Raw genomic sequence first — 22,421 nt, 5'->3', positions numbered from 1 at the left:
TCATCCGGGCAGCTTGTAGCGAAGCAGGAAATTGCTCCACCCGTTGGGAACGTCATAAAGGTCTGGCGGCAATCCACGCAGCGGCTGGCAGCCCATGAAGGTCGCGATCGCACGGTCGTCTACCTGGCGCTGATAGCGGGCATTGTCGCCGTCGACGCCGTCATGCCCCTCGATTGTCGGGCGAGCCGCAAGCGTGCCGTCGCGGTTGATACGCAACCGGATCGTCACGCGGATACGTTCCGCGCCGGGGCCGGGATTGGTCTGGCGGTTGGCGCAGGGCTGAACCTGCTGCTTGATCTTCTGGCCGATGTCCATTGCGGCCTGCTGACTCATAACCGCCCCCTGCGGAGTCGTAGACTTCGAATTGTTCAGCGTCGTGCCTAGCCCGCTCATCACCCCGCCGAGCGACGAGCCGCGCGGGCGGTTGGCGGTTGCGCCGGGGGTCGCACCGCTCCCCTTGCCGACGATCTTCGCGAGGTTTGACGAGGGCGCGGGTCGAGCGGGAACCTTGGCGGGTTGTGGCTTGGGCGGCGCGGGCTTCCTGGGCTGTGGCTTTGCGACCTCCGCCGGCTTGGGCAGGGTCGGCGCAACAGGCTGTGGCTTGGGCGGCGCGGGTTCGGCGACTTCAGGCGCTGGTGCGGACGGCGCAGCATCCTCCGGCTTGCCGAGGTCGGGCGCTCGGCTCTGTGCCGGCGGCGTGAGGTTCTGGGGCGCGGCGGCGACCAGTCCGACGTCGTCGGCGATCGTCACGTCCATCGGAGCGGGCGGCGGCGGGGGCTTGGGCGGGCTGAGCAGCACAACGGACAGCCCGACAAGCAGCACGGCATGGAGCGCCGCCGACGCGCCGAATTCCAGCGCACGCTGGCGATCGAACGACGAGGCGGCGCTCGCCGTCACCGCGCCGTCTTCGAGTTGGAAACCAGCGACACGCGATTGAGTCCGGCACGGTTGAGGTCGCCCATCACCGCCATTACGCGCCCGTAATCGAGGCCCTTGTCGGCGCGCAGCAATACCTGGGGCGGCTTGCCCTCGGCGTCGCGCTTGGCCGCGATCGGCGACAGTGCATCGGGCAGCGCATCCTCGCTGACCTGTTTTTCGTCGAGATAGATCGTGCCGTCGCGCTCGATCGAGATCGACACCGGCTTCTTGTCCTGCTCCAGCGCCTTCGCCCGGCTATCGGGCAAATTGACCGGCACGCCCGCCGTCATCAGCGGCGCGGTGACCATGAAGATGATCAGCAGCACCAGCATCACGTCGACCAGCGGCGTGACGTTGATGTCCGCCATCGGCGCGCGCCGGCCCTTGCCGCGAGTAGAGGGGAGCGACATCGCCATCCTAGCGTTTCGCCTCCAACTGCCGGCTCAGCGTCGAATGAAAGCCTTCGGCGAAGCGATTCAACCGCGCCTCGATCTGGTTCACACCATGGCTGAAGCGGTTGTAGGCGATCAACGCGGGAATCGCCGCGAACAGCCCGATCGCGGTCGCGAACAACGCCTCGGCAATGCCCGGCCCGACCGTCACCAGCGACGTGTTCTGCAACGCCGCAATCCTTGTGAAGGTCGTCATGATTCCCCACACCGTGCCGAACAGCCCGACGAACGGTGCCGCCGACGCGACCGTGGCGAGAATGTTGAGCCGGTCGGCCAGCTTGTCGGTCTCGTTTGCGACCGCCGATGCCATCGCCGTCGCCAGCCGCTCGCGCACGCCATCGCGATCGACGATTCCGCCGGCGGTCGATCGGCGCCATTCGGTGACGCCGGCCGCGAACACCTTGGCGACGGCCAGATCGCTGTCGCCCTCGCGCTTGTAGAACGCGTCGATATCATCGGCCTTCCAGAAATCGCTCTCGAACTTGCCGATCGCCTTGCGCGCTTTAGACAGCCGGCCGGCCGACCCGATGATGATCGCCCAGGTCCAGATGCTCGCGATCAGCAAGCCGGCCATCACGATCTGCACAACAATGTCGGCGTGGAGCAGCAGCGCCAGCGGCGAGGTCGAGTTCGGCGAGAGGTCGAAACTCCAGTTCATTGCGTCGTCAGTCCCCGTTCCAGATCAGTTTCTCATATGCAGCCGCCCACTCGGCGGGCTGCCTTTTGGGCCGCCCGTCCGGGGCGACCAGCGCCGCCGTCACCTCCGCTTCAGCCAGTATTTCCGGTCCGCGCATGACTCTCTGATGAATAACCACGGCTGCCGCGCGCAAACGAGTCAGTCGCGAAACAACCACCAGCGCATCGTCGAGTTTCGCGGGAAGGCGGTATTTGATGGCAAGCTCGGAGACCGCATAGGCGCCGCCCCCCGCCTCCATCACGTATCGCTGATCGACGCCGACGAGGCGTAGCATGTCCGACCGCGCGCGTTCCATGAAGCGCAGGTAATTGGCATGATAGACCACGCCCGACAGATCGGTGTCCTCGAAATAGACGCGCACCGGGAATCGGTGCTCGCGTCCGTCGAAGCGTCCTTCGACGGGCTGATCGGTTGCGGCGGCCGTCATGGTTAAGTCCCTACCCGCTAGGGTCGGCGAGGCAAACCCCTGCGCCAAATTACTGCTTGCACTTTTGTAACTCAAAGGTTACATGTCACCTATAAGTTACAAATGGTGTGATAATGACCGATACCGAAACCGCCGACCGCTTGCTCCGTCGCCGCGCACGCATGATCCCCGCTATGGTGCTCATCTTTCTGGCGCAGCAGGCAAGCTATTTCAGCGGGACCCGCCTCGGCGAAGCCAACAGGCTAGTGGATCGCGTTGCGATCGGGGGCTGGCTGGCGCTGTCGGTCGTCCTCTTGCTCGCGCTCGCCACGGGTGGCTTCTGGCTGCGAAGCGCCAAGGTCCGGGCGCTTATGAACGACGAGAGCACCCGCGCCAACCGGGCAGAAGCATTCCGTTTCGGCTTCCTGCTCACTATGACAGGGGCGATCGCTCTCTACATCTTTTCGCTATTCGAGCCGATGGGCGCGCGCGAGACGATCCACGTGCTGATGACGGTCGGCATCGCGGCCGCCCTGTTGCGCTTTGGTATGCTCGAGCGGCGTGCGCTGAGGGATGCCTGACCTTCTAACCAACACGCTGCGCGACGAGCGCGCGCGGCTCGGCTGGACTCAGGCCGAGCTGGCCGAGCGCGTGGGCGTGAGCCGCAAAACGATCAACACCGTCGAGAATGGCGTGTTCGTGCCCTCGACCGTGCTCGCGCTCAAGCTGGCGGCGGCGATCGGCAAGCCGGTCGAGACGTTGTTCAGCCTAGTCGAATAATCCGTCCTGCGTCGTCGCTGGCGGGTTCAACCCGAGATGCTTCCAGCCGCCAGCGTTCAGGCACCGCCCGCGCGCCGTGCGGGCGACCAGGCCGAGCTGGATCAGATATGGTTCGATCACTTCTTCGATCGTGTCGCGCGGTTCGCTCAAGCCCGCGGCGAGCGTCTCGACCCCGACCGGTCCGCCTTTGTAGATGTCGGCGATCATCGTCAGATAGCGCCTATCCATCGCGTCGAGCCCGAGCTTGTCGACCTCGAGCCTTGTCAGCGCGGCGTCGGCGATCGGCGCATCGACCGTCGCGTGCCCAGCGACGTTGGCGAAATCGCGCACGCGGCGCAGCAGGCGCCCGGCGATGCGCGGCGTTCCCCGTGCCCGCCGCGCGATCTCCTGCGCGCCGTCGGAGGCGACATGCAGGTCGAGCAGGGTCGCCGCGCGGGTGACGACCTTTTCGAGCTCGTCGGTCGTGTAGAAATTGAGCCGCACCGGAATGCCGAACCGGTCGCGCAGCGGCGTGGTGAGCAGCCCCTGCCGCGTCGTCGCGCCGACGAGCGTGAAGCGCGGCAGGTCGATCCGCACGCTCCTGGCTGACGGCCCCTCGCCAATCATCAGATCCAGCGCGCGATCCTCCATCGCCGGATAGAGGACTTCCTCGACGGCGGGTTGTAGCCGGTGGATTTCGTCGATGAACAGCACATCGCCGTCCTCGAGATTGGTCAGCAGCGCGGCGAGATCGCCCGACTTGGCGATCACCGGGCCGGACGTCGCGCGAAACCCCACCCCCATCTCGCGCGCGATGATCTGCGCCAGCGTCGTCTTGCCAAGACCCGGCGGCCCGAAGAACAGCACGTGATCGAGCGCATCGCCCCGCGCTTTCGCCGCCGCTATGAACACCCGCAAATTCTCCCGCGCCGCCTTCTGCCCGACAAACTCGTCGAGCGATTTGGGACGCAGCGCGGCGTCGGCGTCGTCGGCGCGGCGGGCGGAGGTAAGAAGGCGGTTGTCGTCGGTCATTCGTAGTGCTCAATCCCGTCGCCCATGATCTCGACCCAGGCGTGCTTGCGGGCCTCATAGACGGAGTAATATGGCGACGGAAATTCGGGTTCGGCGAACGCGCCAATCGCTACCGCGACCATTTCGCGGAACGGGCGGGCGTGATAGAAGACGGTTGATCCGCATTCCGGGCAGAAACTGAACGTCGCCTCGCCGCGACTCCATTGCTTCGACTCGCCGTTCACCGTCGTCTGCTCGATCGGAAAGCGCGCCTGCGCCGCGAACGAACTGCCCGATCGCTTCTGGCAGTCGAGGCAATGGCACACCGACACACGCACCGGGTCGCCCTCGCACGCGATTGCGAGTTGGCCGCATTGGCAGGTGGCCCGGCGCGTCATCCCGACACGCCGCTGCGGATCGCAGAGTGGGCGGCCCCGTCAGAAATCGCGAAATGGCCAGCGGGGAGCGTCATGCGGCCCCTATGGCACAAGCCGGATCAGACCGCGAGCGCGGCGATCGCTCCCCGGCGCCGGCGGCGCAGCGCAGCGCCGACCATGCCAAACCCGACGATCATCATCGCCCAGCTTGCCGGTTCCGGCACCGCCGTCGTCGCGGCCAGCCCGGTAAAGGCATGCCCGCCGATCGTACTGCCTTCCGAATGGAAACCATCGACGATCACCGATCCAGCGACCGATCCGCCGCGCAGCGTCAGGAAGGCATCGGGCGCCAGCACGGTGCCGCCGACATTCCAGCCGTTCATCGTGATCGAGCTGGCGTCCACAAAGTTAAACAGCACGTTTTCGGCAGCCAGGCCGCCGAAATTCAGGTTGATGAAGTTCGAATAATCCCCACCGCCTACGATATTGACGATCGCTCCGCTACCCAGCCCGGAAAAGCTCAGCGCGTAAAGCTGCGACCAGCGCGCGCCGTCGATCGTGAAGACGTTGATGCCGCTGGTCGATCCGACCAAAGTCGCGGCGTTCGGCGTGTATTGCCCCGACGTGAGCGTGCCGGTCGCGGTCAGCCCAGCGAAATAGGCGGACAGCGTGTGAGCATCGGCGGTCAACGCGTTGTTCGACGCGACGCGGCTAGTGAAATTGCCGCCGCCCGATCCGTTGGCGTTGGTGAAGCTGCCCGAGGCGATGTCGCCGTACGAACCGCCGGAAATATACGCGCTGCCCGCCGCATAGACGTCATAGTCGATCAGCGTCGCCGCGGATGCCGGCTGAACCACCGCCGCGGCCAGTGCCGCAACCGCCACAAGGAACGATTTCATGTCACAAAAACTCGCAAACCTGCCCAGCTACTCGGGCCGCGCGCCCCTACGCATCGCAGCGAGTTGACGCAAGCGTAAACGCCTGTCGTCAACGTGTTGTGGCAATATGATACAGGTTGGCAAACCGTTCACTAATATCAGGGGCGAGCTGCCTTCCGCAACGCAAGCCGCACCAGCGCATCCAGCCCAGCACCTGCGCCCAGTTCCTCCTCCGCCGCGCCGACCGCGGCATTGGCTTCGGCGGGGCGGAAGCCGAGGTTGAGCAACGCCGATACCGCGTCCTGCGCCGCGCCGCTTGCCGCTGCGACCGGGGTGACGGTGCCGGGGATGACGCCGCCGACCTTGTCCTTCAATTCCCGGACGATTCGCTCGGCGAGCTTGGGACCGACGCCGTTGGCGCGGGCGACCATCGCCTTGTCCTGGCTCGCCACCGCGCGGGCAAGGTCGGCCGGATCGAGCACCGACAGGATTGCCAGCGCGACCCGTGCGCCGACGCCCTGCACTCCGGTCAGCATGACGAACGCGTCGCGCTCGTCCGGCCGGGCGAAGCCGACCAGCCGGATCGAATCCTCCGACACCAGCATCTCGGTGAACAGGGTCGCCGCTTCGCCGACCGGACCGATCGCGGCGAGCGTCTTCGCCGACGCGCCGACCAGATAGCCGACCCCGCCGACATCGATCACCGCGTGGTCGATGCCGGTCGCTTCCAGGCGGCCTCTCAGGTGCGCGATCATCGCGGGGACATATGCGGAACACTCGCCCCTTGGGAAGCGAAAATCAGCCGAGCCGCCGCGCCGACGCCAGATGATGCGCGTGGCAGATCGCCACCGCGAGCGCGTCGGCCGCGTCCGCGCCGACGATCTTGATACCGGGGAGCAGGCGCGCGACCATGGCGTGGACTTGCGGTTTTTCGGCATTACCGACCCCGACCACCGCTTTCTTGACCAGCCGCGCGGCATATTCGCCCGGCTCGATCCCCGCGCGCGCCACCGACAGCAGCACGACGCCGCGCGCCTGGCCGAGCTTGAGCGTCGATTGCGGGTTCATGTTGACGAACACCTCCTCGATCGCGGCGGCGTCCGGCGCGTGATCGGCGATCAGCGCGGCGAGCTGGCTGTCGAGGTGCGACAGGCGCCGCGCGAGGCTTTGCTTCGCATCGGTCTTGAGCTGACCGTTGGCGACATGCGACAGCCGGTTGCCCTCGGCGCGGATCAGTCCCCAGCCGGTGGTGCCGAGCCCGGGGTCGAGACCCAGGATGATCAGCCCAATTTCTCCATCACCGCGTCGGACACTTCGTAATTGCCCCACACGGTCTGGACGTCGTCGTCGTCGTCCAGCGCGTCGATCAGCTTGAACAGCGTCCCCGCGTCGCCCTCATCGACCTCGACCATCGTCTGCGGGCGCCAGGCGAGCTTCGCGCCTTCGGCCTCGCCGAGCACCGGTTCAAGCGCCTTGGCGACTTCGTGCAGGCTGCCCTGTTCGGTCCAGATTTCGTGACCCTCGTCGCTCGACGACACGTCCTCCGCGCCCGCCTCGAGCGCCGCCTCGAACACCGTATCCGCGTCGCCGGCCGTCACCGGATAGTTGATCAGGCCCATCCGATCGAAGCCATGGCTGACCGATCCCGGCGCGCCGAGATTGCCGCCGTTCTTGGAGATCGCTGTGCGCACGTTGGTGACGGTGCGGTTGCGATTGTCGGTCAGCGTTTCGATGATCAGGCTGACGCCGCCGGGGCCGAACGCCTCGTAGCGGATTTCCTCGAAATTGTCGCCCTCGCCCTTGGTCGCCTTGTCGATCGAGCGCTGGATATTGTCCTTGGGCATCGACTGCGCCTTGGCGGCGTTGACCGCCGCGCGGAGGCGCGGGTTCATGTCGGGATCGGGCAAACCCATCTTAGCCGCGACGGTGATTTCGCGGCTCAGCTTGGAGAACAGGTTGGAGCGCTTCTTGTCCTGCGCGCCCTTGCGATACATGATGTTCTTGAACTTGGAATGGCCTGCCATTGGGTCCTCGTTAGACTTTGGCGGCGTCTCTATCTCAACCCGTGTTCCTGCGAAAGCAGGAACCCAGAGCCACGAACGACACGGCTTGTGGCCCTGGGCTCCTGCTTTCGCAGGAGTACTAGAGGGCTTTTCCGCAAGCCACCGCGCTCGCCCACGCCCACTGGAAGTTATAGCCACCCAACCAGCCGGTCACGTCGACGCATTCGCCGATGAAGTGGAGGCCGGGGACCGCTTTCGCCTCGAACGTCTGTTGCGACAGCGCGTCGGTCGCGACGCCGCCGATCGTGACTTCGGCCTTCATGAAGCCTTCGGTGCCGTTGGGATGGAACGGCCACGCCGCGAGCCGCGCTTCCGCCTCGGCCAACGCCTTGTCGGTCAGGTCGGCGAGGTTGCCATTGAGTCCGATGCGGTCGGCCAGTGCTTCCGCCAGACGCCCCGACAACCCCTGGCCGAGTACCGATTGCACGCCCATGCGCGGGTGGAGGCGCTTCTGCTCGACCAGCCAGCCATCGGGCCGGTCGGGGGTGAAGTCGATCGTGACGGCCTCGCCATGCCGCCAATAGGATGATGCTTGCAAGATCGCCGGCCCCGACAGCCCGCGATGGGTGAACAGCGCCGCCTCGCGAAAGCTGCCCTTGCCGGCACGTGCGATCACCTCCGACGATACGCCCGACAAGGTCTTGAACAGCGCCTCGTCCCCGCCGAGCGTCAACGGTACCAACGCTGGGCGCGGCTCGACAACCTTGAGGCCGAAGCGCCGCGCGACGTCATAGGCAAAGCCGGTCGCGCCCATCTGCGGGATCGACGGGCCGCCCGTGGCGATCACCAGCCTCGGCGCGACCGCGGTTTCGCGGCCGAACCGCACGCTGAAGCGCCCGTCAGCATGATCGATCTCATCGACCGGACGCCCCAAAGACCAATCCACCCCGCCGCCAGCGCATTCGTTGCGCAGCATTGTCACGATCTGCCGCGCCGATCCGTCGCAGAACAATTGCCCGAGCGTCTTTTCGTGCCAGGCGATGCCGTAACCATCGACCAGCGCCAGGAAGTCCGCGGGGGTGTAGCGCGCGAGCGCCGATCGCGCGAAGTGCGGGTTGGCCGAGAGGAACCGGTCAGGCGCGGTGTGGACGTTGGTGAAATTGCACCGCCCGCCGCCCGAAATCAGGATTTTCTTGCCCGGCTCGTCGGCATGGTCGGCGATCAGCACGCGGTTGCCGTTCCGCCCGGCGACCGCCGCCGCCATCATCCCGGCCGCCCCCGCGCCGAGGACGATCGCGTCGTAGGGGTGCTCGCTCACGCGGCGGTGCGGTCGCCCGGCGCGCCCGCCAGCCGGTCGATCTTCGCCTCCAGTTGGTCGAGCCGGTCGACGATCAAGTTGTCGAACTTGTGATGCAGTCGCAGAATATCGAGTTCGGCGCGCAGGTTGGTCTCATAGTCCAGGCTGGCGGCGACGCGGTCCTTCGCGGCCTGACGGTTCTGGCTCATCATGATGATCGGCGCCTGCACCGCGGCCAATGTCGACAGCATCAGGTTGAGGAAGATGTAGGGGTAGGGATCGAACTGCAGTCCGAAATATTTCAGCACGTCCGAATTGAGCAGCATCCACCCGAGCAGCACCGCGGTGAACGCGATGATGAAGCCCCACGATCCGCCGACCGCGGCGACACGATCGGACAGATGATCGCCGAACGTCGCGCGTTCGTCGGCGACGTCCGCCGCGTCGCGCGTCGTCGGCGTGCCGAGCACGATGTCCTCGAGGACGTTGCGCTCTTCCTCGTCGAGCGCCGCGTCTTCCTTGCCGAGCAGGTGACGGGCAAGGTCAGTCTGAGTGGGGATCATCGATCTGACCTTTCCGCAATATCATCGGCGGGCGTGCCGTTCAGGCAAGGCCTAGCGCCGCCTTGTAGGTGTCGAGCAGCGCCTCCGCCTCGTCGCGGTGATGCTTCTCCATCTTCCGCAACCGCACGATCGCGCGCATCGTCTTGACGTCGTAGCCGTTCGACTTCGCTTCGGCATAGACGTCCTTGATGTCGTCGGCGATGGCCTTCTTCTCTTCCTCCAGCCGCTCAATGCGTTCGATGAACAGGCGAAGCTGGTCGGCGGCGATGATGTCGCTCATTGGAGTCCCTTGATTGGATTTTCGTTGAAGCGCGCGCGATGCCCGAACGCATCCGATTCGTCACGCATTCTTCGCGACGCTTTCTTCCATTCGCCGCAATTGGTCGGGGCTGACGGCGGTCTGGTGCGCCTTTTTCCAGTCGTCATAGGGCATGCCATAGACCGCCTCGCGTCCTGCCGCCTTGTCGATCCCGGCGGCCTCCGCCACCCAGTCGCCGAGGCAGTTGCGGCAGAATCCGGCGAGCCCCATCAGGTCGACATTCTGCGCGTCGCTGCGGTGGCGCAGGTGCATCACCAGCCGGCGAAACGCCTCGGCGGCAGCGGCGTCGTCGATCGTGTCGAGCGTATCCATTCGTATGCTCCAAGGTTGATCGCGCCGAGATAGGGGGTAGAGGCAGAGGCGCACAAGCAAGAGGATTGCATGACCAAGGCCATAGCCCCGCGCTCCCGCAAGGTTCGCGTGCTCGCGACGCTCGGCCCGGCGAGCAACACGGCCGACATGATCGCCAAATTGTTCGAAGCGGGCGCCGACGCGTTCCGCGTCAACATGAGCCATGGCGACCAGGTGTCGAAGGTCGCGGTGATCGAGGCGATCCGGGGCCTCGAAAAGAAATATGGCCGCCCGACCACGATCCTCGCCGATCTGCAGGGGCCGAAGCTGCGCGTCGGCAAGTTCGAGGGCGGCAAGGTCGAACTCAAGACCGATAGTGTGTTCGTCCTCGACCGCGACAAGACGCCGGGCGACGCGACCCGCGTCGAGCTGCCACACCGCGAGATTTTCGCGGCGATGGAATCGGGCGCGCGGTTGCTGCTCGACGACGGGAAATTGGTGCTGCGCGTGCTTGAGCATGACGACAATAAGATCGTCACCAATGTCGAGGTCGGCGGGCCGCTGTCCAACAATAAGGGTCTGAACGTCCCCGACGTCGTCGTGCCGATGGCGGCGCTGACCGAAAAGGATCGCAGCGACCTGACCTTCGCGGTCGATCAGGGAGTCGACTGGATTGCGCTCAGTTTCGTCCAGCGTCCGGATGACCTGTGGGAAGCGCGCAAGCTGATCGGCGGCAAGGCGGCGTTGCTGGCGAAAATCGAGAAGCCCGCCGCGATCGAGCGGTTGGACGAGATCATCGAGGCGTGCGACGGCGTCATGGTCGCGCGCGGCGATCTGGGCGTCGAACTGCCGCCGCAGACCGTGCCGCCGCTGCAGAAGCGGATCGTCGAAACCGCGCGTCGTCAGGGCAAGCCGGTCGTCGTCGCGACGCAGATGCTCGAATCGATGATCGAAAGCCCCTCGCCCACCCGCGCCGAAGTCTCCGACGTCGCGACCGCCATCTATGACGGCGCCGACGCGATCATGCTGTCGGCGGAAAGCGCCGCGGGCAAATGGCCGATCGAATCGGTCGCGATGATGAACGCGATCGGCGAGGCCGTGGAGCGCGACCCGATGCACGGCGACCGCATCCACTTCACCGTGATCCAGTCGGACGCGACGACTGCCGACGCGCTGTCGGAAGCGGCGAAGAATATCGCCAGGACGGTCGATGCCGCGGCGATCGTGTGCTTCACCTCGTCGGGGTCGACGGCCCGTCGAATCGCCCGTGAGCGGCCCGCCGTGCCGATCATGGTGCTGACCCCGAAGGTGGAAACCGCTCGGCGATCCGGGTTGCTGTGGGGCGCGTACGCCGTTCACACCAAGGACGTCGATTCGTTCGAAGAGATGGTCGCCAAGGCCAAGCGCATGGTGTTGCGCCATCATCTGGCGAAGGCGGGCGACCGCGTGATCGTGATGGCGGGCGTGCCGTTCAAGACCCCGGGGTCGACCAACGTTATCCACGTCGTCCGCATCGTCGGCGACGAGTTGAAGGGGTATAATTAGACGGCGAATCCCAACCTGCGCAGATCGATGCGCAACTGCGGTTCGCCGGCGAACAACAGCCCGTGGATACCGACCGCGTTCGCACCCTCCACGTTTGCGGCGTTGTCGTCGACGAACACCGCTTCCTCCGCCCGCACCCCGAACCGGTCGAGCGCGAGGCGGTAGATCGCCGCTTCGGGCTTCACCAGTTTCTCGTCCCCCGACACCACCACGTCGCGGAATGGTGCGAAAAACTCGGCTTCGCGCGCTCGGAACGGCGGCCAGAACTCGCTGGAAAAATTGGTGATCGCGAACAGCGGCACGCCCGCCGCATCGAGATCGGCGACGAGTTGCGCCATGCCGGGCATCGCCGGCCCGATCGTTTCGTTGAAGCGTGGGTGGAGCGCGCGGATCGCGTCCGCATGGTGCGGGTACTTCGCGATCAACTCCGCCGACGTCTCGGCGAAAGGACGCCCGGCATCGTGCTGGAAATGCCAAGCCGGCGTGACGACGTCGCGCAGGAACGCATCGAGCGCCTCACCCTCGGGGATGAGGCGCTCGTAGAGGAACCTCAGGTTCCAGTCGAACAGGACGCGGCCGACGTCGAAAATGACCGACGTCGGCTGAGTCACCGGGTTCAGCCCTGGCGGGCCTTGAAGCGGCGGTTGGTCTTGTTGATGACGTAGGTGCGGCCGCGACGACGGATCACGCGGTTATCCCGGTGACGGTCCTTGAGCGACTTCAGTGAATTGCGGATCTTCATGATCGATTCGCTTTGCTTATCTTGACGGTGAAACTGGAAGCGGCGCGCCTAGAGAAAGGGGTCGGCGAAGTCAACCCGCCGTGCCTATAAAGGGACCGGCGAAACGGAGTCGGCGACGGCACGTTTTGCGCGAGTGCAACGAGTAAGGAAACGGACGATGCGCAGGGCGGTGTTGTTGGTGGCGTTGGCGGCGGCGGGATGCGCGAGCGCGCCGCCGGTCTTTCCGACCGAAGTGACTCGGTTCCGCGCCGATGAAGTGCCGCGCGGCACGATCAGCCTGGTGCCGGAGGACGGGACCAATGACGGCCCCTCGTTCCAGGCCTATGCCGCCGCGGTCGGCGACGCGTTGACCGCGCAGGGCTACACCGTCGCGGCGCCGGGCGCGGACTCGGTCTTAGTGGCGCGAATCGGGTTCCAGAGCGATACGCGGTCGGTGCGCGGACCCGCCCCGTTCACGCTCGGGCTGGGCGTCGGCGGCGGCAGCTACGGCCGTGGCGGCGGCGTCGATGCCGGCGTCAGCGGCGGCATCCCGATCGGCAAGGGCGAATTGCGCGACGACACCGCCGCGACTCTCTCGGTCCGCATCAACCGTCGCGCCGGCGACCTCGGCGTGTGGGAGGGCAAGGCGCAGACCCGTCTGATCCGCCGCACCGGGACCGGCGAGGCGAACGCCATACCGGCAAAGCTCGCCAAGGCGTTGTTCACGGGGTTCCCCGGCGAATCGGGACGCACTATCACGGTCAAATGACTGACACCCCCCTCGCCATCACCAGCGCCTTCGACGGCGGCAACATCAAGCTGATCGCCATCGAGGGAGACCGCGTCGATCTCGAAATCGTCAAGGACAAGGATTCCGATTTCTACCAGTGGTTCTCGTTCCGGCTGGCCAATGCCGCCGGGCGCAAGCTGACGTTCCGCATCCTCAACGCTGGCGGTTCGGCCTATCCGTTCGGGTGGCCGGGCTACAAGACGCGCGCCTCGACCGATCGCGTCGCGTGGCGGCAGATCGAAACGCGCTACGAGAACGGCGTGCTGGAGTTCGACTGGCACAGCGATGTGCAGTTGGCCTGGTTCGCCTATTTCGCGCCCTACACGATGGAGCAGCACGAGGCGCTGATCACGAAGTATGCGGCGATGCCGGGCGTGACGCATCGCGAGCTCGGCCATACGCTCGACGGCCGCGCGATGGATTTGCTGACGATCGGCTCGGGCGACAAGCCGGCCTGGCTTTACGCCCGCCAGCACCCCGGCGAGAGCATGGCCGAATGGTGGATGGAGGGCGCGCTCGAATGGCTCACCAGCCCGGCGGCCGACGCGCTCAAGGCCAAGTGCACCTTCCACGTCGTGCCCAACATGAACCCCGACGGCACGTTCCGCGGGCATCTGCGCACGAACGCCTTAGGGGTGAACCTCAACCGCGAATGGCACACGCCGAGCATGGAGCGCAGCCCCGAGGTCAAGCTCGTCCGCGACGCGATGGACGCGACCGGGTGCAAGCTGGCGATGGACGTGCACGGTGACGAAGCGATCCCGGCCAACTTCCTGGCGGGGTTCGAGGGCATCCCGAGCTGGACCGACGAACTAGGAGAGAAATTCTACGATTTCGGTCGCCGGCTGGCCGCGCGCACGCCGGAATTCCAGACCGAACAAGGCTACGAGAAATCGGCACCCGGTAAGGCGAACCTGACGATGTCGACCAACCAGCTCGCCGAACGCTACGGCGCGGTTGCGATGACGCTGGAAATGCCGTTCAAGGACCACGATCCGAACCCCGACGCCGAGTTCGGCTGGTCGCCGGAACGGAGCAAACGGCTGGCGGTTGCGATGCTTGAGACGGTCGAAGAGGTGATCGACGGAATCTAATCCTCCCCTGCAAGGGGCGGACTAGCCGAACAGTTCGCCCACAAAGGCCCGCCCCGCTTCCCAGCTCCGGTTGTCGGCGCGTTCCTCATACGCCACGCCCGGTCGCACGACCGGTTGGCCCTTACGGTCTTTGTCCGTGAACGCATGGCCCGCTGTGCCGTAGGCGTGGATCTGCCAGTCGGCGTGGCCCTCGCTCAATTCCTTGCCGAGCGCGACCATCACGTCGGGCGGGGCGATCGGATCTTCCCAGCCGTGGCACACCAGCACCTTGGCCGCGATCGGCGAGACATTGTCCCAATCGGGCCGGTCGTACACGCCGTGGAAACTGACCACGCCGAGCACGTCCATCCCGGCGCGCGCCATGTCGAGCGCGCACTTCCCACCGAAGCAATAGCCATAGACCGCGGTCTTCGCCGGATCGACGAACGCGAACCCCTTGAGCGTGTCGAGAGACGCCTTGAGCCTATCGCGGAGCAACCCGCGGTCGGCGTTGAGCTCGTTCATGTACTGCGCCGGGTTTTCCGACTGGAAATTCGTGCGCTTGCCCTGGCCATAGACGTCGGCGACGAAGCCCACATAACCGAGCTTGGCCAGGTTCTCCGCCGTGACGCTGTCCGATTCCTTCGCGCCCAGCACATTGGGGATTACCATCACCCCGGGGCGCGCCGCCTCGACCTCGTCGTCATAGGCGAACACGCCTTCGAACGGGCCACCGGGACCGTCGTACACCATGGTCTGCCGCACGATCGCCATGACTCGCTCTCCCGAAATTGCGCGCCTCCTCTATCCGCTCGCCCTGAGCTTGTCGAAGGGCGGGTTGCATCGTTACAGCGCCCCGCAACACGGGCTTCGACAAGCTCAGCCCGAACGGAGGTTTCCAGATGCCCACCCTCGTCCTGATCCGCCACGGCCAGTCGGCGTGGAACTTGGAGAATCGCTTCACCGGATGGTGGGACGTCGACGTGACCGAAAAGGGCGCGGCGGAGGCGAAGGCGGCGGGCGAGTTGATGGCGGTGAAGGGCCTGGATTTCGACCAATGCTTCACCTCGCTGCAGACGCGGGCGATCAAGACGCTCAACATCGCGCTGGAGGCAATGGGGCGGTTGTGGCTGCCGGTCGAGAAGGACTGGCGGCTCAACGAGCGGCATTATGGCGGGCTGACCGGCCTCGACAAGGCGGAGACCGCGGCGAAGCATGGCGACGACCAGGTGCGCATCTGGCGGCGCAGCTTCGACATTCCGCCGCCCGCGATGGAGCCGGGCGGGCCGTTCGACCTGACCAACGACCGCCGCTATGCCGGCATCGCGATCCCGGCGACCGAGAGCCTGAAGGACACGATCGCGCGCGTGCTGCCCTATTGGGAGGGCCGCATCGCCCCCGCGCTGAAGGACGGCCAACGGGTGTTGATCTCAGCCCACGGCAATTCGCTCCGCGCGCTGGTCAAGCACCTGTCGAACATCCCCGAGGAAGAGATTACCAGCCTCGAAATCCCGACTGGGCAGCCGATCGTGTACGAACTGGACGATGCGCTGAACGCGACCGATCGTTACTACCTCAGCGAGCGGTGACGCTTCCGTCCTAGACCGACTCATCGCACAGGCGCGCCCTGACGGGCCGAAGGAGAGTCGACATGCCGCAATTCGTGATCGAACGGGACATGCCGGGAATCGGCGGGGCAAGCGCCGCCGATTTGAAGGGCGCATCGCAGACGTCGTGCAGCGTTCTTCGCGACCTCGGCCCCGAAATTCAGTGGGTCCACAGCTACGTCACCGACGACAAGATCTATTGCATCTATCGCGCGCCGTCGGCGGACCTGATCCGGCAGCACGCCGAGACAGCGGGCTTCCCCGCCAATTCGGTCGCGGAAGTGCGCAACGTGATCGACCCGACCACGGCAGAGTAACTCGTCAGGCGTGTTGCTCGATCAGCGCCGCGATCGCTTCAGGGTTGTCGGCAACGACATAGTGCTCCGCATCCGGCACGGTCACGCGTTTCACGCTCACGAAGCCGCTATCCTCGAGCGCCTTGACGATGCGATCGGCCAAGCCGGCAAAAGGTGAACCCTCGCCGGTCCCATAGACCAACGGCACATCGTTCAGCCCATTTGTCTCGCGTCCGAAAGCCGCATTGTCGCCGAACGCGCGGAACATCTCGCACGCCGCGTGGAATTGCGCGGCCGAAGCATAAGCCTTCAGCGCTTCGCCCATTTCGGCGGCGCTATGCCGACCCATCCGCAGGAAATAGCTGAGGAACGCATCCTGACGCCCGCCCGCGACCAATGTTTCGGGCAGGTCGGGCGTCTGGAGAAAACCGATATGCCATGCCTTCGACCCGCTGACCGCATCGTCCCAGCCGTCCAGCCCCGGCACGGCGACGTCGAGGATCATCGCCCCGCGCGGGTCCTTCGGATAGAGCCGGGCATAGGCACGCGCCACCATCCCGCCGATGTCGTGGCCGACCACATAGGGCCGATCGAGCTTGAGCACCCGCGTCAGTTCGTGGACGTCCGCCGCCATCGTAGCGGCGTCGAACTTCGCCGATCCGGCGGTCGACTGGCCGATCCCGCGCAAGTCCGGGGCGACGACGGTATAGCGCTTCGCCAGGCGTGCCATGATCGGCCGCCACTCGCTCCAGTCCTGCGGGAAACCGTGGAGCAGGATCAGCGCCGGGCCGCGTCCGGCCCTGGCGAAATGCAGCACCGCGCCGTGAACCCGCGCGGTCCCGAACGACAGCCCCTTGTCGCGCCGCCGCCGATCGACTCGGGCGCGCATGGCGCGGGCGATCGCGACGCCCGACCCCGCCACGGCGACCGCCGCAGCCAGCCCCAGCAGCGCCCGGTTGCGCGTCTCGGTCGATTTCTCCTGGGTCATGGCGCGACGATAGCCATGGCGGCGGCATCATGCCAGCGGATGGAACCGTTACGCCCCCGTATTCGTTCGCCAGCCACCATGAAAAATCTCTTCCGCCCCGCTTGTGTCGCCCTGATCGGCATTGCCATGACCCTGCCCGCTATGGCCACTGCCCAGGACGAACCGAAGAAACCCTCCGACATCGACGAAGCGGGCAAGATCGTGTCACAGCCCGCGCGCGACGTCGGCGTGGTCAAGACCAAGATTCCGCCGGTTCTCGAACTCGCCGCAGAAGGGCCCTACACGCTGCAGGGTCTGGGCACGTGTAGGGCGATGGCGGCGAAACTCGGCGACCTCGATCAGGTGCTCGGCCCGGATTTCGACGATGGCCCGAAAAAGGGCGAGAGCATCGCAAAAATGGGCGGCAAGGCGGTGGTCAACTCGCTGATCCCGTTCCGCGGAGTCGTGCGCGAAATCAGCGGTGCGGCGGCGGCGGACCGGCGGCTGGCTGCGGCGACCGACGCCGGAATCGCGCAACGCGGCTTCCTCCGCGGCGTCTACAAGACGCGAGGTTGCCGGCCGGGCCGATAAGCGCCGGTTGCCCTGACGGCGCGTGAAGGCTAACGCGCCGCGATGGAACCCTTGGTCGGCATCATCATGGGCAGCACCTCCGACTGGGAGACGATGCGCCATGCCGCCGATGCGCTGACCGAACTTGGCGTGCCGCACGAAACCAAGGTGGTGTCGGCGCACCGCACGCCGCAGCGGCTCTACGATTATGCGACCAGCGCGGCCGATCGTGGCCTGAAGGTGATCATCGCGGGCGCGGGCGGCGCGGCGCACTTGCCGGGCATGGCGGCGTCGATGACGCATCTGCCGGTGCTCGGCGTACCTGTCGAGTCGAAGGCGCTGAAGGGCGCCGACAGTCTCTATTCGATCGTCCAGATGCCGGGCGGCGTCCCGGTGGGGACGCTGGCGATCGGCAAGCCCGGGGCGATCAACGCCGGACTGCTGGCGGCGGCGATCCTCGCGACCTCAGACGCCGCGCTCGCCGAGCGGCTCAAGGCGTGGCGCGCGAAGCAGACCGACAGCGTCGCGACCGATCCGGAATGAAGACGCTCCCGCCCGGTTCCACCATCGGCATCCTGGGCGGCGGGCAACTCGGCCGCATGCTCGCGAGTGCCGCCGGCCAACTTGGCTATCGCACGCACATCCTAGCGCCGGACGCGGAGAGCGTTGCCGCGCAGGCCGCCTCCAGCTTCACCCGCGCGGACTATCACAGCCGCATCGTGCTCGACGAAATGGCGGCGCACTGCGACGTCGTGACCTACGAGTTCGAGAATATCGCGATCGACCCGGTCGACTATCTCTCGACCAAGGTGCCGGTCCATCCCGCCCCCGCCGCGCTCGCCATCGCGCAGGATCGTGCGAGCGAGAAAGCGTTCGTCGACGGGATCGGCGGTCGCACCGCGCCGTGGCGGCGGGTGGAGAACTTGGCTGAACTGGAAGCCGCCCTCGCCGCGATCGGCACGCCGGCGATCCTGAAGACGCTGAGGCTCGGCTATGACGGTAAGGGCCAGGTGCGGATCGCAGCAGCGGACGAGGCCGAGGCGGCGTGGTACGCGATCGGCCAGCGCCCGGCGATCCTCGAAGGCTTTGTCGATTTCACCCACGAATTCTCGATCATCCTCGCGCGCGGCGCCGACGGGGCGATGGTCAGCTATCCGCCCGCGTGGAACCGGCACGTCGACGGCATCCTCGCCACCTCGTCGCTCCCCGCCCCGCCGGAGATCGCCGCGCAATGGGGCATTGCCGCCGCGCTGACCGGGCGGATCGCCGATGCGTTGGATTATGTTGGCGTGCTTACGTGCGAGTTCTTCGCGACCGCCGAGGGCCCGGTGCTCAACGAAATGGCGCCGCGGGTCCACAATTCGGGGCATTGGACGATTGAGGGCGCGGTCGCTTCGCAATTCGAGAACCATGTCCGCGCGATCTGCGGGCTGCCGCTCGGTGACACCGCGCTGACCGCACCGGCCGTCGAGATGGAAAACCTGATCGGCGACGCTGCAAACCGCTGGGCGGAAATACTCGCTGAGCCCGGCGCGCATTTGCACCTTTACGGCAAGGGCAACGTCCGGCCGGGCCGCAAGATGGGCCATGTCACGCGGCTGAAGCGCTGACGCGAAAAAGGCCCGCTTCCTCTTGGGAAACGAGCCTCCTTCTACCTCGCGCGATTCTGCTTAGCCGACGCGCGTGCCGGACAACGGAAACGAACCGAACGCGCCCGCCGTCACCGTGCCGGTGATCGTGTCGCCGTCGACCGTCGCTTCGTTGGTCAGCGTCATCGGCATCGGCACCGTGATCGCCACCGTCCAGGTCAGCTTGTTGCCGTCCACCTTGCCGTCGGTGATCTCGGTCGAACCCATCGCGCCAGCCTGAGTGCCGGTCCATGTATCGCCATCGCTCTTGACCGTCAGCGTCGCCTTCTGGTCGCCCATCGGCGACTTCACGACCGTTTCATACGTGCCGTCGACTGCCATCTCTTCTCTCCCGAATTTCTCTAGCGCGCGCCGAGCGACGCGGCGGGAACGACCTCGACAGGCAACCCGACCTTGTCAAGCTGCGCGCGCACCGTCTTGGCGTCCCCCACCACCACCCACACGACCTTTTTCGGGTCGAGCGCCGTCGAAATGACGCTACGGAGTTGCGGCAAAGTGAGTGCGCGATACCGCGCCGCGATGGTCGCGTAATAATCGTCGGGGCGCTTGTACAAAATATTCGTCTGCATTGCGCCGAGCACCGCTCGCGATGTTTCGAACCCGCCGGGGAGCGAGCGAATCGCCCCCGCGATCGCGCGGTCATATTCGACCTGAGTCATCGGCTTGTCGCCAACGTAACCAGAGAGGTCGCCCATCGCCGCGACGATCGAATCGCCCGTGCGGTCAGCCTGAACCCCCGCCGAGATGATATAGGGCGTCGCGCCGACCGCGCGCTGGAAACCGCCCCGCGCGCCGTACGACCAATGCTTTTCTTCGCGCAGGTCCATGTTGATGCGGCCCAGGAAGCCACCGCCCAGTCCGTCATTGGCGGTGATTACGGGCAGCAATTCGTCGGTGCCGACCAGCCCGGTCGGGATCAAACCGACGATCACCGACTGCGGCGAATCGGGACGATCAACCAACACGATCTTGGGCGCGGCGGGGGCGATCGCGGTCAAGTCGCCCTTGGTTCCCGCGACGCCGTCCATCGTCCAGTTGCCAAGCTTCGCATCGAGCGCCGCCTTGACCTCGGCCAGCGGGCGGTCGCTGACGACGAACAAGGTCGCCTTGTCCGGCCGCAGCCAAGCCTGCCGAAATGCGATCAGATCGTCGCGGGTCAGCTTGGCCACTGCCTTGCTGTCGCCGCCGCCGAACAACTTGGCGTAGGGCGATTGCGGCCCGAACGCCAACGGCATCACCGCGCGAAACGCCAGCGCATTGGGGTCGGTCAGTTCGGCGGCGATGCCGGTCAGTTGTTGGTTCTTGATCCGCTCGACCTCGCCAGCCGCGAAGGCCGGATTGCGCAGCACGTCGGCAAACAAGGCGACGCCCGGGACGAGGTTGGCGCTCGGCACGTCGAGTGCGAAGGTGGTGCGGTCGAGGGACGATCCGCTGCCGATGTCGGCGCCCAGCCGGTCCCGTGCCTCGGCATATTGCTTAGCGTCGAGGCTGGTCGTGCCGGCGCTCATGGCGTTGAGCGTCAGCAACTGCGTGCCCAGAGCGGTCGGCACGTCGGCCGCGACACCGGCGTCGAAGCTGACCGCCACGCGAGTCACCGGGGTCGCGCTGCGCTGGGCATAGACCAGCGTCATGCCATTCGACAGCGTTGCGCGCTCGATCTTCGGGAAAGCGAGATCGGCGATCGTCCCCGACGCCGGAACGCCGCCGCGCGTTCCCCTGGGCGGCGTATCGGCCGCTGGCGCGACCGGCTTGGGGGCCGCGACCGCCGCTTCCTCATAGGCATCGCGCGGCCCCGACACGATGTCGAGTGCGTAGACCGGGCGGCTCAGCCACTTGGCAGTGATCGACTTGACCTTGGCCGGGGTTTCGGCGGCGAGTTCCGCCATCTCTTTTTTGTAGAAGCCGGGATCGTTCTGGTAGAGCGCGCCCGACGCCAGCGCGACCGCCTTGCCGCCGAACCCGCCGACGGCTTCCAGCCCCTTCATCCGGCTGCTGATGCTGGTCACCTGATAGCGTTGCAGTTCGTCCACGGTCGGGCCGCTGGCGATGAACTCGGCGAGGAGGGCGTCGAGCCGCTTCGCGACCACCGCCGCATCGACGCCGGGACGCACGTCGACATTGATCTCGAAGATGCCGACCTGTGCGAACGTCTGGTTGCTCGCACGCACGCGCACCGCCAGCCGTTCCTTGCGGACCAGCACGTCATAGAGCCGCGAACTCGCGCCGCCGCCCAGCGCGTCGGCAGCGACATCGAGCGCGACATTATCGGGATTGTCGCCGCCCGCGACCGCCCATGACCGAGTGAGCCGCGTGGTCGCGACGCGATCCTTCATCACCTCATATTTCGCGGCGGCCAGGGTCGGAACAGTCACCGCGGGCAGCTTGGTCACCGGGCCGGCCGGGATGCCGCCGAAATACTTCTCCACCAGCGTCTTCGCGGTGGCCACGTCTATGTCGCCGGCGAGCACCAGCACTGCATTGTTCGGGCCATAATGCTCCCTGAACCAGCCCTTCACGTCGTCGAGACTGGCGGAATCGAGGTCGGCCATCGAGCCGATCGTGCTGTGCTCGTACGGGTGCCCCTTGGGAAACAGGCCGGAGAGCTGCTTGTAGTCGAACAAGCCATAAGGCTCGTTGTCGCCCTGGCGCTTCTCGTTCTGGACGACGCCCCGCTGCTCATCGAGCACGCTTTGGGTGATCGCCCCCGTCAGATAGCCCATCCGGTCGCTTTCGAGGAACAAGGCGCGTTCGAGCGCTGGGCGCGGCACGGTTTCGAAATAATTGGTTCGGTCGAAATAGGTCGTCCCGTTGAAATCGGTCGCGCCCACTTCCTTCAGCGGCACGAAGAAATCGCCCGGCGCATTCTCGCTGCCGTTGAACATCAAATGTTCGAACAGATGCGCGAAGCCGGTCTTGCCCGCCGGCTCCATCTTCGACCCGACATTATACCACACGCTAACCGCGACGATCGGCGCCTTGCGATCGGTGTGGACGATCACGCGCAGGCCGTTCTTGAGCGTGAACTGCGCGTAGGGAATATCGACCGACTTCGCGAGGACACTGACCGGCGCGGCGGTCTGCGAAACGGCGATGGTCGGGAGGGCGAGCCCGAGCGCGGCGGCGCTCGTCAGCGCGAGGAACTTGAGTTTCATGAAGAGGCCCCTGGAATTCGGATGACCCGAAGCTAGGATAGCCCATCGGCGGCTGGCAAGCGGCTTGTCTTTGATTTCGG

General features: G+C 66.0%; 30 protein-coding genes. 10 read left to right on the top strand and 20 right to left on the bottom strand.

Annotation, left to right across the window (positions count from 1 at the left end):
• Genes J0J06_RS14705 through ybgC form a run of 4 tightly spaced genes read right to left on the bottom strand, consistent with a single transcriptional unit; the run spans position 1 to position 2,494 of the window.
• Positions 1 to 897, bottom strand: coding sequence for a cell envelope biogenesis protein TolA (locus tag J0J06_RS14705; protein WP_294043298.1), 897 nt, complete (start codon positions 895 to 897; stop codon positions 1 to 3).
• Positions 894 to 1,334: a protein TolR gene (gene tolR, locus J0J06_RS14700; protein WP_294043296.1), complete on the bottom strand. Its 441-nt coding sequence runs from the start codon at positions 1,332 to 1,334 to the stop codon at positions 894 to 896. The genes J0J06_RS14705 and tolR overlap by 4 nt, the downstream gene beginning before the upstream one ends.
• Before the next feature lies 1 nt (position 1,335).
• Positions 1,336 to 2,028 (bottom strand): protein TolQ, encoded by a 693-nt coding sequence (gene tolQ / locus J0J06_RS14695; protein WP_294043294.1) that lies wholly within the window; start codon positions 2,026 to 2,028, stop codon positions 1,336 to 1,338.
• Positions 2,029 to 2,035: 7 nt separating this feature from the next.
• A complete protein-coding gene (gene ybgC / locus J0J06_RS14690) occupies positions 2,036 to 2,494 on the bottom strand; it encodes a tol-pal system-associated acyl-CoA thioesterase (RefSeq protein WP_294043292.1) in 459 nt (152 codons plus the stop codon).
• Positions 2,495 to 2,607: 113 nt separating this feature from the next.
• Here ybgC and J0J06_RS14685 point away from each other — a divergent pair, with 113 nt between their 5' ends.
• Complete coding sequence (locus tag J0J06_RS14685; RefSeq protein WP_294043290.1) at positions 2,608 to 3,054, top strand: hypothetical protein; 447 nt, start codon at positions 2,608 to 2,610, stop codon at positions 3,052 to 3,054.
• Positions 3,047 to 3,253 (top strand): helix-turn-helix transcriptional regulator, encoded by a 207-nt coding sequence (locus tag J0J06_RS14680; RefSeq protein ID WP_294043288.1) that lies wholly within the window; start codon positions 3,047 to 3,049, stop codon positions 3,251 to 3,253. Before J0J06_RS14685 ends, J0J06_RS14680 begins: the two co-directional genes overlap by 8 nt.
• Here the strand turns inward: J0J06_RS14680 and ruvB are convergent.
• The 10 genes from ruvB to J0J06_RS14630 form a co-directional block, all read right to left on the bottom strand.
• A complete protein-coding gene (gene ruvB, locus J0J06_RS14675) occupies positions 3,242 to 4,264 on the bottom strand; it encodes a Holliday junction branch migration DNA helicase RuvB (RefSeq protein ID WP_294043286.1) in 1,023 nt (340 codons plus the stop codon). The two genes, J0J06_RS14680 and ruvB, sit on opposite strands and share 12 nt — an antisense overlap.
• Complete coding sequence (locus J0J06_RS14670; protein ID WP_294043284.1) at positions 4,261 to 4,641, bottom strand: GFA family protein; 381 nt, start codon at positions 4,639 to 4,641, stop codon at positions 4,261 to 4,263. Before J0J06_RS14670 ends, ruvB begins: the two co-directional genes overlap by 4 nt.
• 98 nt (positions 4,642 to 4,739) lie before the next feature.
• Complete coding sequence (locus J0J06_RS14665) at positions 4,740 to 5,519, bottom strand: choice-of-anchor A family protein (protein WP_294043282.1); 780 nt, start codon at positions 5,517 to 5,519, stop codon at positions 4,740 to 4,742.
• A gap of 137 nt (positions 5,520 to 5,656) precedes the next feature.
• Positions 5,657 to 6,253, bottom strand: a complete 597-nt coding sequence (gene ruvA, locus J0J06_RS14660; RefSeq protein WP_294043280.1) for a Holliday junction branch migration protein RuvA — start codon at positions 6,251 to 6,253, stop codon at positions 5,657 to 5,659.
• Between the two features lie 43 nt (positions 6,254 to 6,296).
• Entirely contained in the window at positions 6,297 to 6,782 is a 486-nt protein-coding gene (gene ruvC / locus J0J06_RS14655) for a crossover junction endodeoxyribonuclease RuvC (RefSeq protein ID WP_294043395.1), read from the bottom strand.
• On the bottom strand, positions 6,779 to 7,522 hold the full coding sequence (locus J0J06_RS14650; RefSeq protein WP_294043278.1) for a YebC/PmpR family DNA-binding transcriptional regulator: 744 nt from the start codon (positions 7,520 to 7,522) through the stop codon (positions 6,779 to 6,781). Before J0J06_RS14650 ends, ruvC begins: the two co-directional genes overlap by 4 nt.
• A 118-nt stretch (positions 7,523 to 7,640) precedes the next feature.
• Positions 7,641 to 8,819: an aminoacetone oxidase family FAD-binding enzyme gene (locus J0J06_RS14645; RefSeq protein WP_294043276.1), complete on the bottom strand. Its 1,179-nt coding sequence runs from the start codon at positions 8,817 to 8,819 to the stop codon at positions 7,641 to 7,643.
• Positions 8,816 to 9,361 (bottom strand): DUF1003 domain-containing protein, encoded by a 546-nt coding sequence (locus tag J0J06_RS14640; protein WP_294043274.1) that lies wholly within the window; start codon positions 9,359 to 9,361, stop codon positions 8,816 to 8,818. The genes J0J06_RS14645 and J0J06_RS14640 overlap by 4 nt, the downstream gene beginning before the upstream one ends.
• A gap of 40 nt (positions 9,362 to 9,401) precedes the next feature.
• Positions 9,402 to 9,641 carry a DUF2312 domain-containing protein gene (locus J0J06_RS14635; protein WP_294043272.1) on the bottom strand — a complete coding sequence of 80 codons (240 nt, stop codon included), beginning with the start codon at positions 9,639 to 9,641 and terminating at the stop codon, positions 9,402 to 9,404.
• A 60-nt stretch (positions 9,642 to 9,701) separates the two neighbouring features.
• Positions 9,702 to 9,992 carry a DUF1244 domain-containing protein gene (locus J0J06_RS14630; protein WP_294043270.1) on the bottom strand — a complete coding sequence of 97 codons (291 nt, stop codon included), beginning with the start codon at positions 9,990 to 9,992 and terminating at the stop codon, positions 9,702 to 9,704.
• A gap of 69 nt (positions 9,993 to 10,061) precedes the next feature.
• Between J0J06_RS14630 and pyk the strand changes: the two genes are divergently transcribed.
• Positions 10,062 to 11,516 carry a pyruvate kinase gene (gene pyk, locus J0J06_RS14625; protein WP_294043268.1) on the top strand — a complete coding sequence of 485 codons (1,455 nt, stop codon included), beginning with the start codon at positions 10,062 to 10,064 and terminating at the stop codon, positions 11,514 to 11,516.
• On the opposite strand, the gene J0J06_RS14620 is transcribed toward pyk, so the two are convergent.
• Together J0J06_RS14620 and ykgO are read right to left on the bottom strand one after the other, a co-directional pair.
• Entirely contained in the window at positions 11,513 to 12,127 is a 615-nt protein-coding gene (locus tag J0J06_RS14620; RefSeq protein ID WP_294043266.1) for an HAD family phosphatase, read from the bottom strand. The two genes, pyk and J0J06_RS14620, sit on opposite strands and share 4 nt — an antisense overlap.
• A gap of 5 nt (positions 12,128 to 12,132) precedes the next feature.
• Positions 12,133 to 12,258: a type B 50S ribosomal protein L36 gene (ykgO, locus tag J0J06_RS14615; RefSeq protein ID WP_003046794.1), complete on the bottom strand. Its 126-nt coding sequence runs from the start codon at positions 12,256 to 12,258 to the stop codon at positions 12,133 to 12,135.
• A gap of 157 nt (positions 12,259 to 12,415) precedes the next feature.
• Here ykgO and J0J06_RS14610 point away from each other — a divergent pair, with 157 nt between their 5' ends.
• Entirely contained in the window at positions 12,416 to 13,006 is a 591-nt protein-coding gene (locus J0J06_RS14610) for a DUF4136 domain-containing protein (RefSeq protein ID WP_294043264.1), read from the top strand.
• Complete coding sequence (locus tag J0J06_RS14605; protein ID WP_294043262.1) at positions 13,003 to 14,121, top strand: M14-type cytosolic carboxypeptidase; 1,119 nt, start codon at positions 13,003 to 13,005, stop codon at positions 14,119 to 14,121. Before J0J06_RS14610 ends, J0J06_RS14605 begins: the two co-directional genes overlap by 4 nt.
• A 21-nt stretch (positions 14,122 to 14,142) precedes the next feature.
• On the opposite strand, the gene J0J06_RS14600 is transcribed toward J0J06_RS14605, so the two are convergent.
• A complete protein-coding gene (locus J0J06_RS14600; RefSeq protein ID WP_294043260.1) occupies positions 14,143 to 14,874 on the bottom strand; it encodes a dienelactone hydrolase family protein in 732 nt (243 codons plus the stop codon).
• Between the two features lie 128 nt (positions 14,875 to 15,002).
• Between J0J06_RS14600 and gpmA the strand changes: the two genes are divergently transcribed.
• The gene (gene gpmA / locus J0J06_RS14595) at positions 15,003 to 15,689 is read left to right on the top strand and encodes a 2,3-diphosphoglycerate-dependent phosphoglycerate mutase (protein ID WP_294043258.1); all 687 of its coding nucleotides are present in this window, start codon (positions 15,003 to 15,005) and stop codon (positions 15,687 to 15,689) included.
• 62 nt (positions 15,690 to 15,751) lie between these two features.
• A complete protein-coding gene (locus tag J0J06_RS14590; protein WP_294043256.1) occupies positions 15,752 to 16,024 on the top strand; it encodes a DUF4242 domain-containing protein in 273 nt (90 codons plus the stop codon).
• Between the two features lie 4 nt (positions 16,025 to 16,028).
• On the opposite strand, the gene J0J06_RS14585 is transcribed toward J0J06_RS14590, so the two are convergent.
• A complete protein-coding gene (locus J0J06_RS14585) occupies positions 16,029 to 16,991 on the bottom strand; it encodes an alpha/beta hydrolase (RefSeq protein WP_294043254.1) in 963 nt (320 codons plus the stop codon).
• A gap of 126 nt (positions 16,992 to 17,117) precedes the next feature.
• On the opposite strand from J0J06_RS14585, the gene J0J06_RS14580 reads away from it, so the two are divergent.
• The 3 genes from J0J06_RS14580 to J0J06_RS14570 are packed head-to-tail and all read left to right on the top strand — an operon-like array spanning position 17,118 to position 19,150.
• Complete coding sequence (locus tag J0J06_RS14580) at positions 17,118 to 17,561, top strand: hypothetical protein (RefSeq protein ID WP_294043252.1); 444 nt, start codon at positions 17,118 to 17,120, stop codon at positions 17,559 to 17,561.
• 42 nt (positions 17,562 to 17,603) lie between these two features.
• On the top strand, positions 17,604 to 18,083 hold the full coding sequence (gene purE, locus J0J06_RS14575) for a 5-(carboxyamino)imidazole ribonucleotide mutase (RefSeq protein ID WP_294043250.1): 480 nt from the start codon (positions 17,604 to 17,606) through the stop codon (positions 18,081 to 18,083).
• Positions 18,080 to 19,150, top strand: coding sequence for a 5-(carboxyamino)imidazole ribonucleotide synthase (locus J0J06_RS14570; protein ID WP_294043249.1), 1,071 nt, complete (start codon positions 18,080 to 18,082; stop codon positions 19,148 to 19,150). The genes purE and J0J06_RS14570 overlap by 4 nt, the downstream gene beginning before the upstream one ends.
• A gap of 60 nt (positions 19,151 to 19,210) precedes the next feature.
• Here J0J06_RS14570 and J0J06_RS14565 read toward each other — a convergent pair whose 3' ends face one another.
• Positions 19,211 to 19,510, bottom strand: coding sequence for a hypothetical protein (locus tag J0J06_RS14565; RefSeq protein ID WP_294043248.1), 300 nt, complete (start codon positions 19,508 to 19,510; stop codon positions 19,211 to 19,213).
• Between the two features lie 20 nt (positions 19,511 to 19,530).
• Positions 19,531 to 22,341 (bottom strand): pitrilysin family protein, encoded by a 2,811-nt coding sequence (locus tag J0J06_RS14560; protein WP_294043247.1) that lies wholly within the window; start codon positions 22,339 to 22,341, stop codon positions 19,531 to 19,533.
• Between the last annotated feature and the right edge of the window lie 80 nt (positions 22,342 to 22,421).

Source organism: Sphingomonas sp., from assembly GCF_017304615.1.
Taxonomy (GTDB): Bacteria; Pseudomonadota; Alphaproteobacteria; order Sphingomonadales; family Sphingomonadaceae; genus Sphingomonas.
The sequence above is the reverse complement of the archived record's forward strand: the minus strand, read 5'-3'. Positions and strand labels throughout refer to the sequence as shown.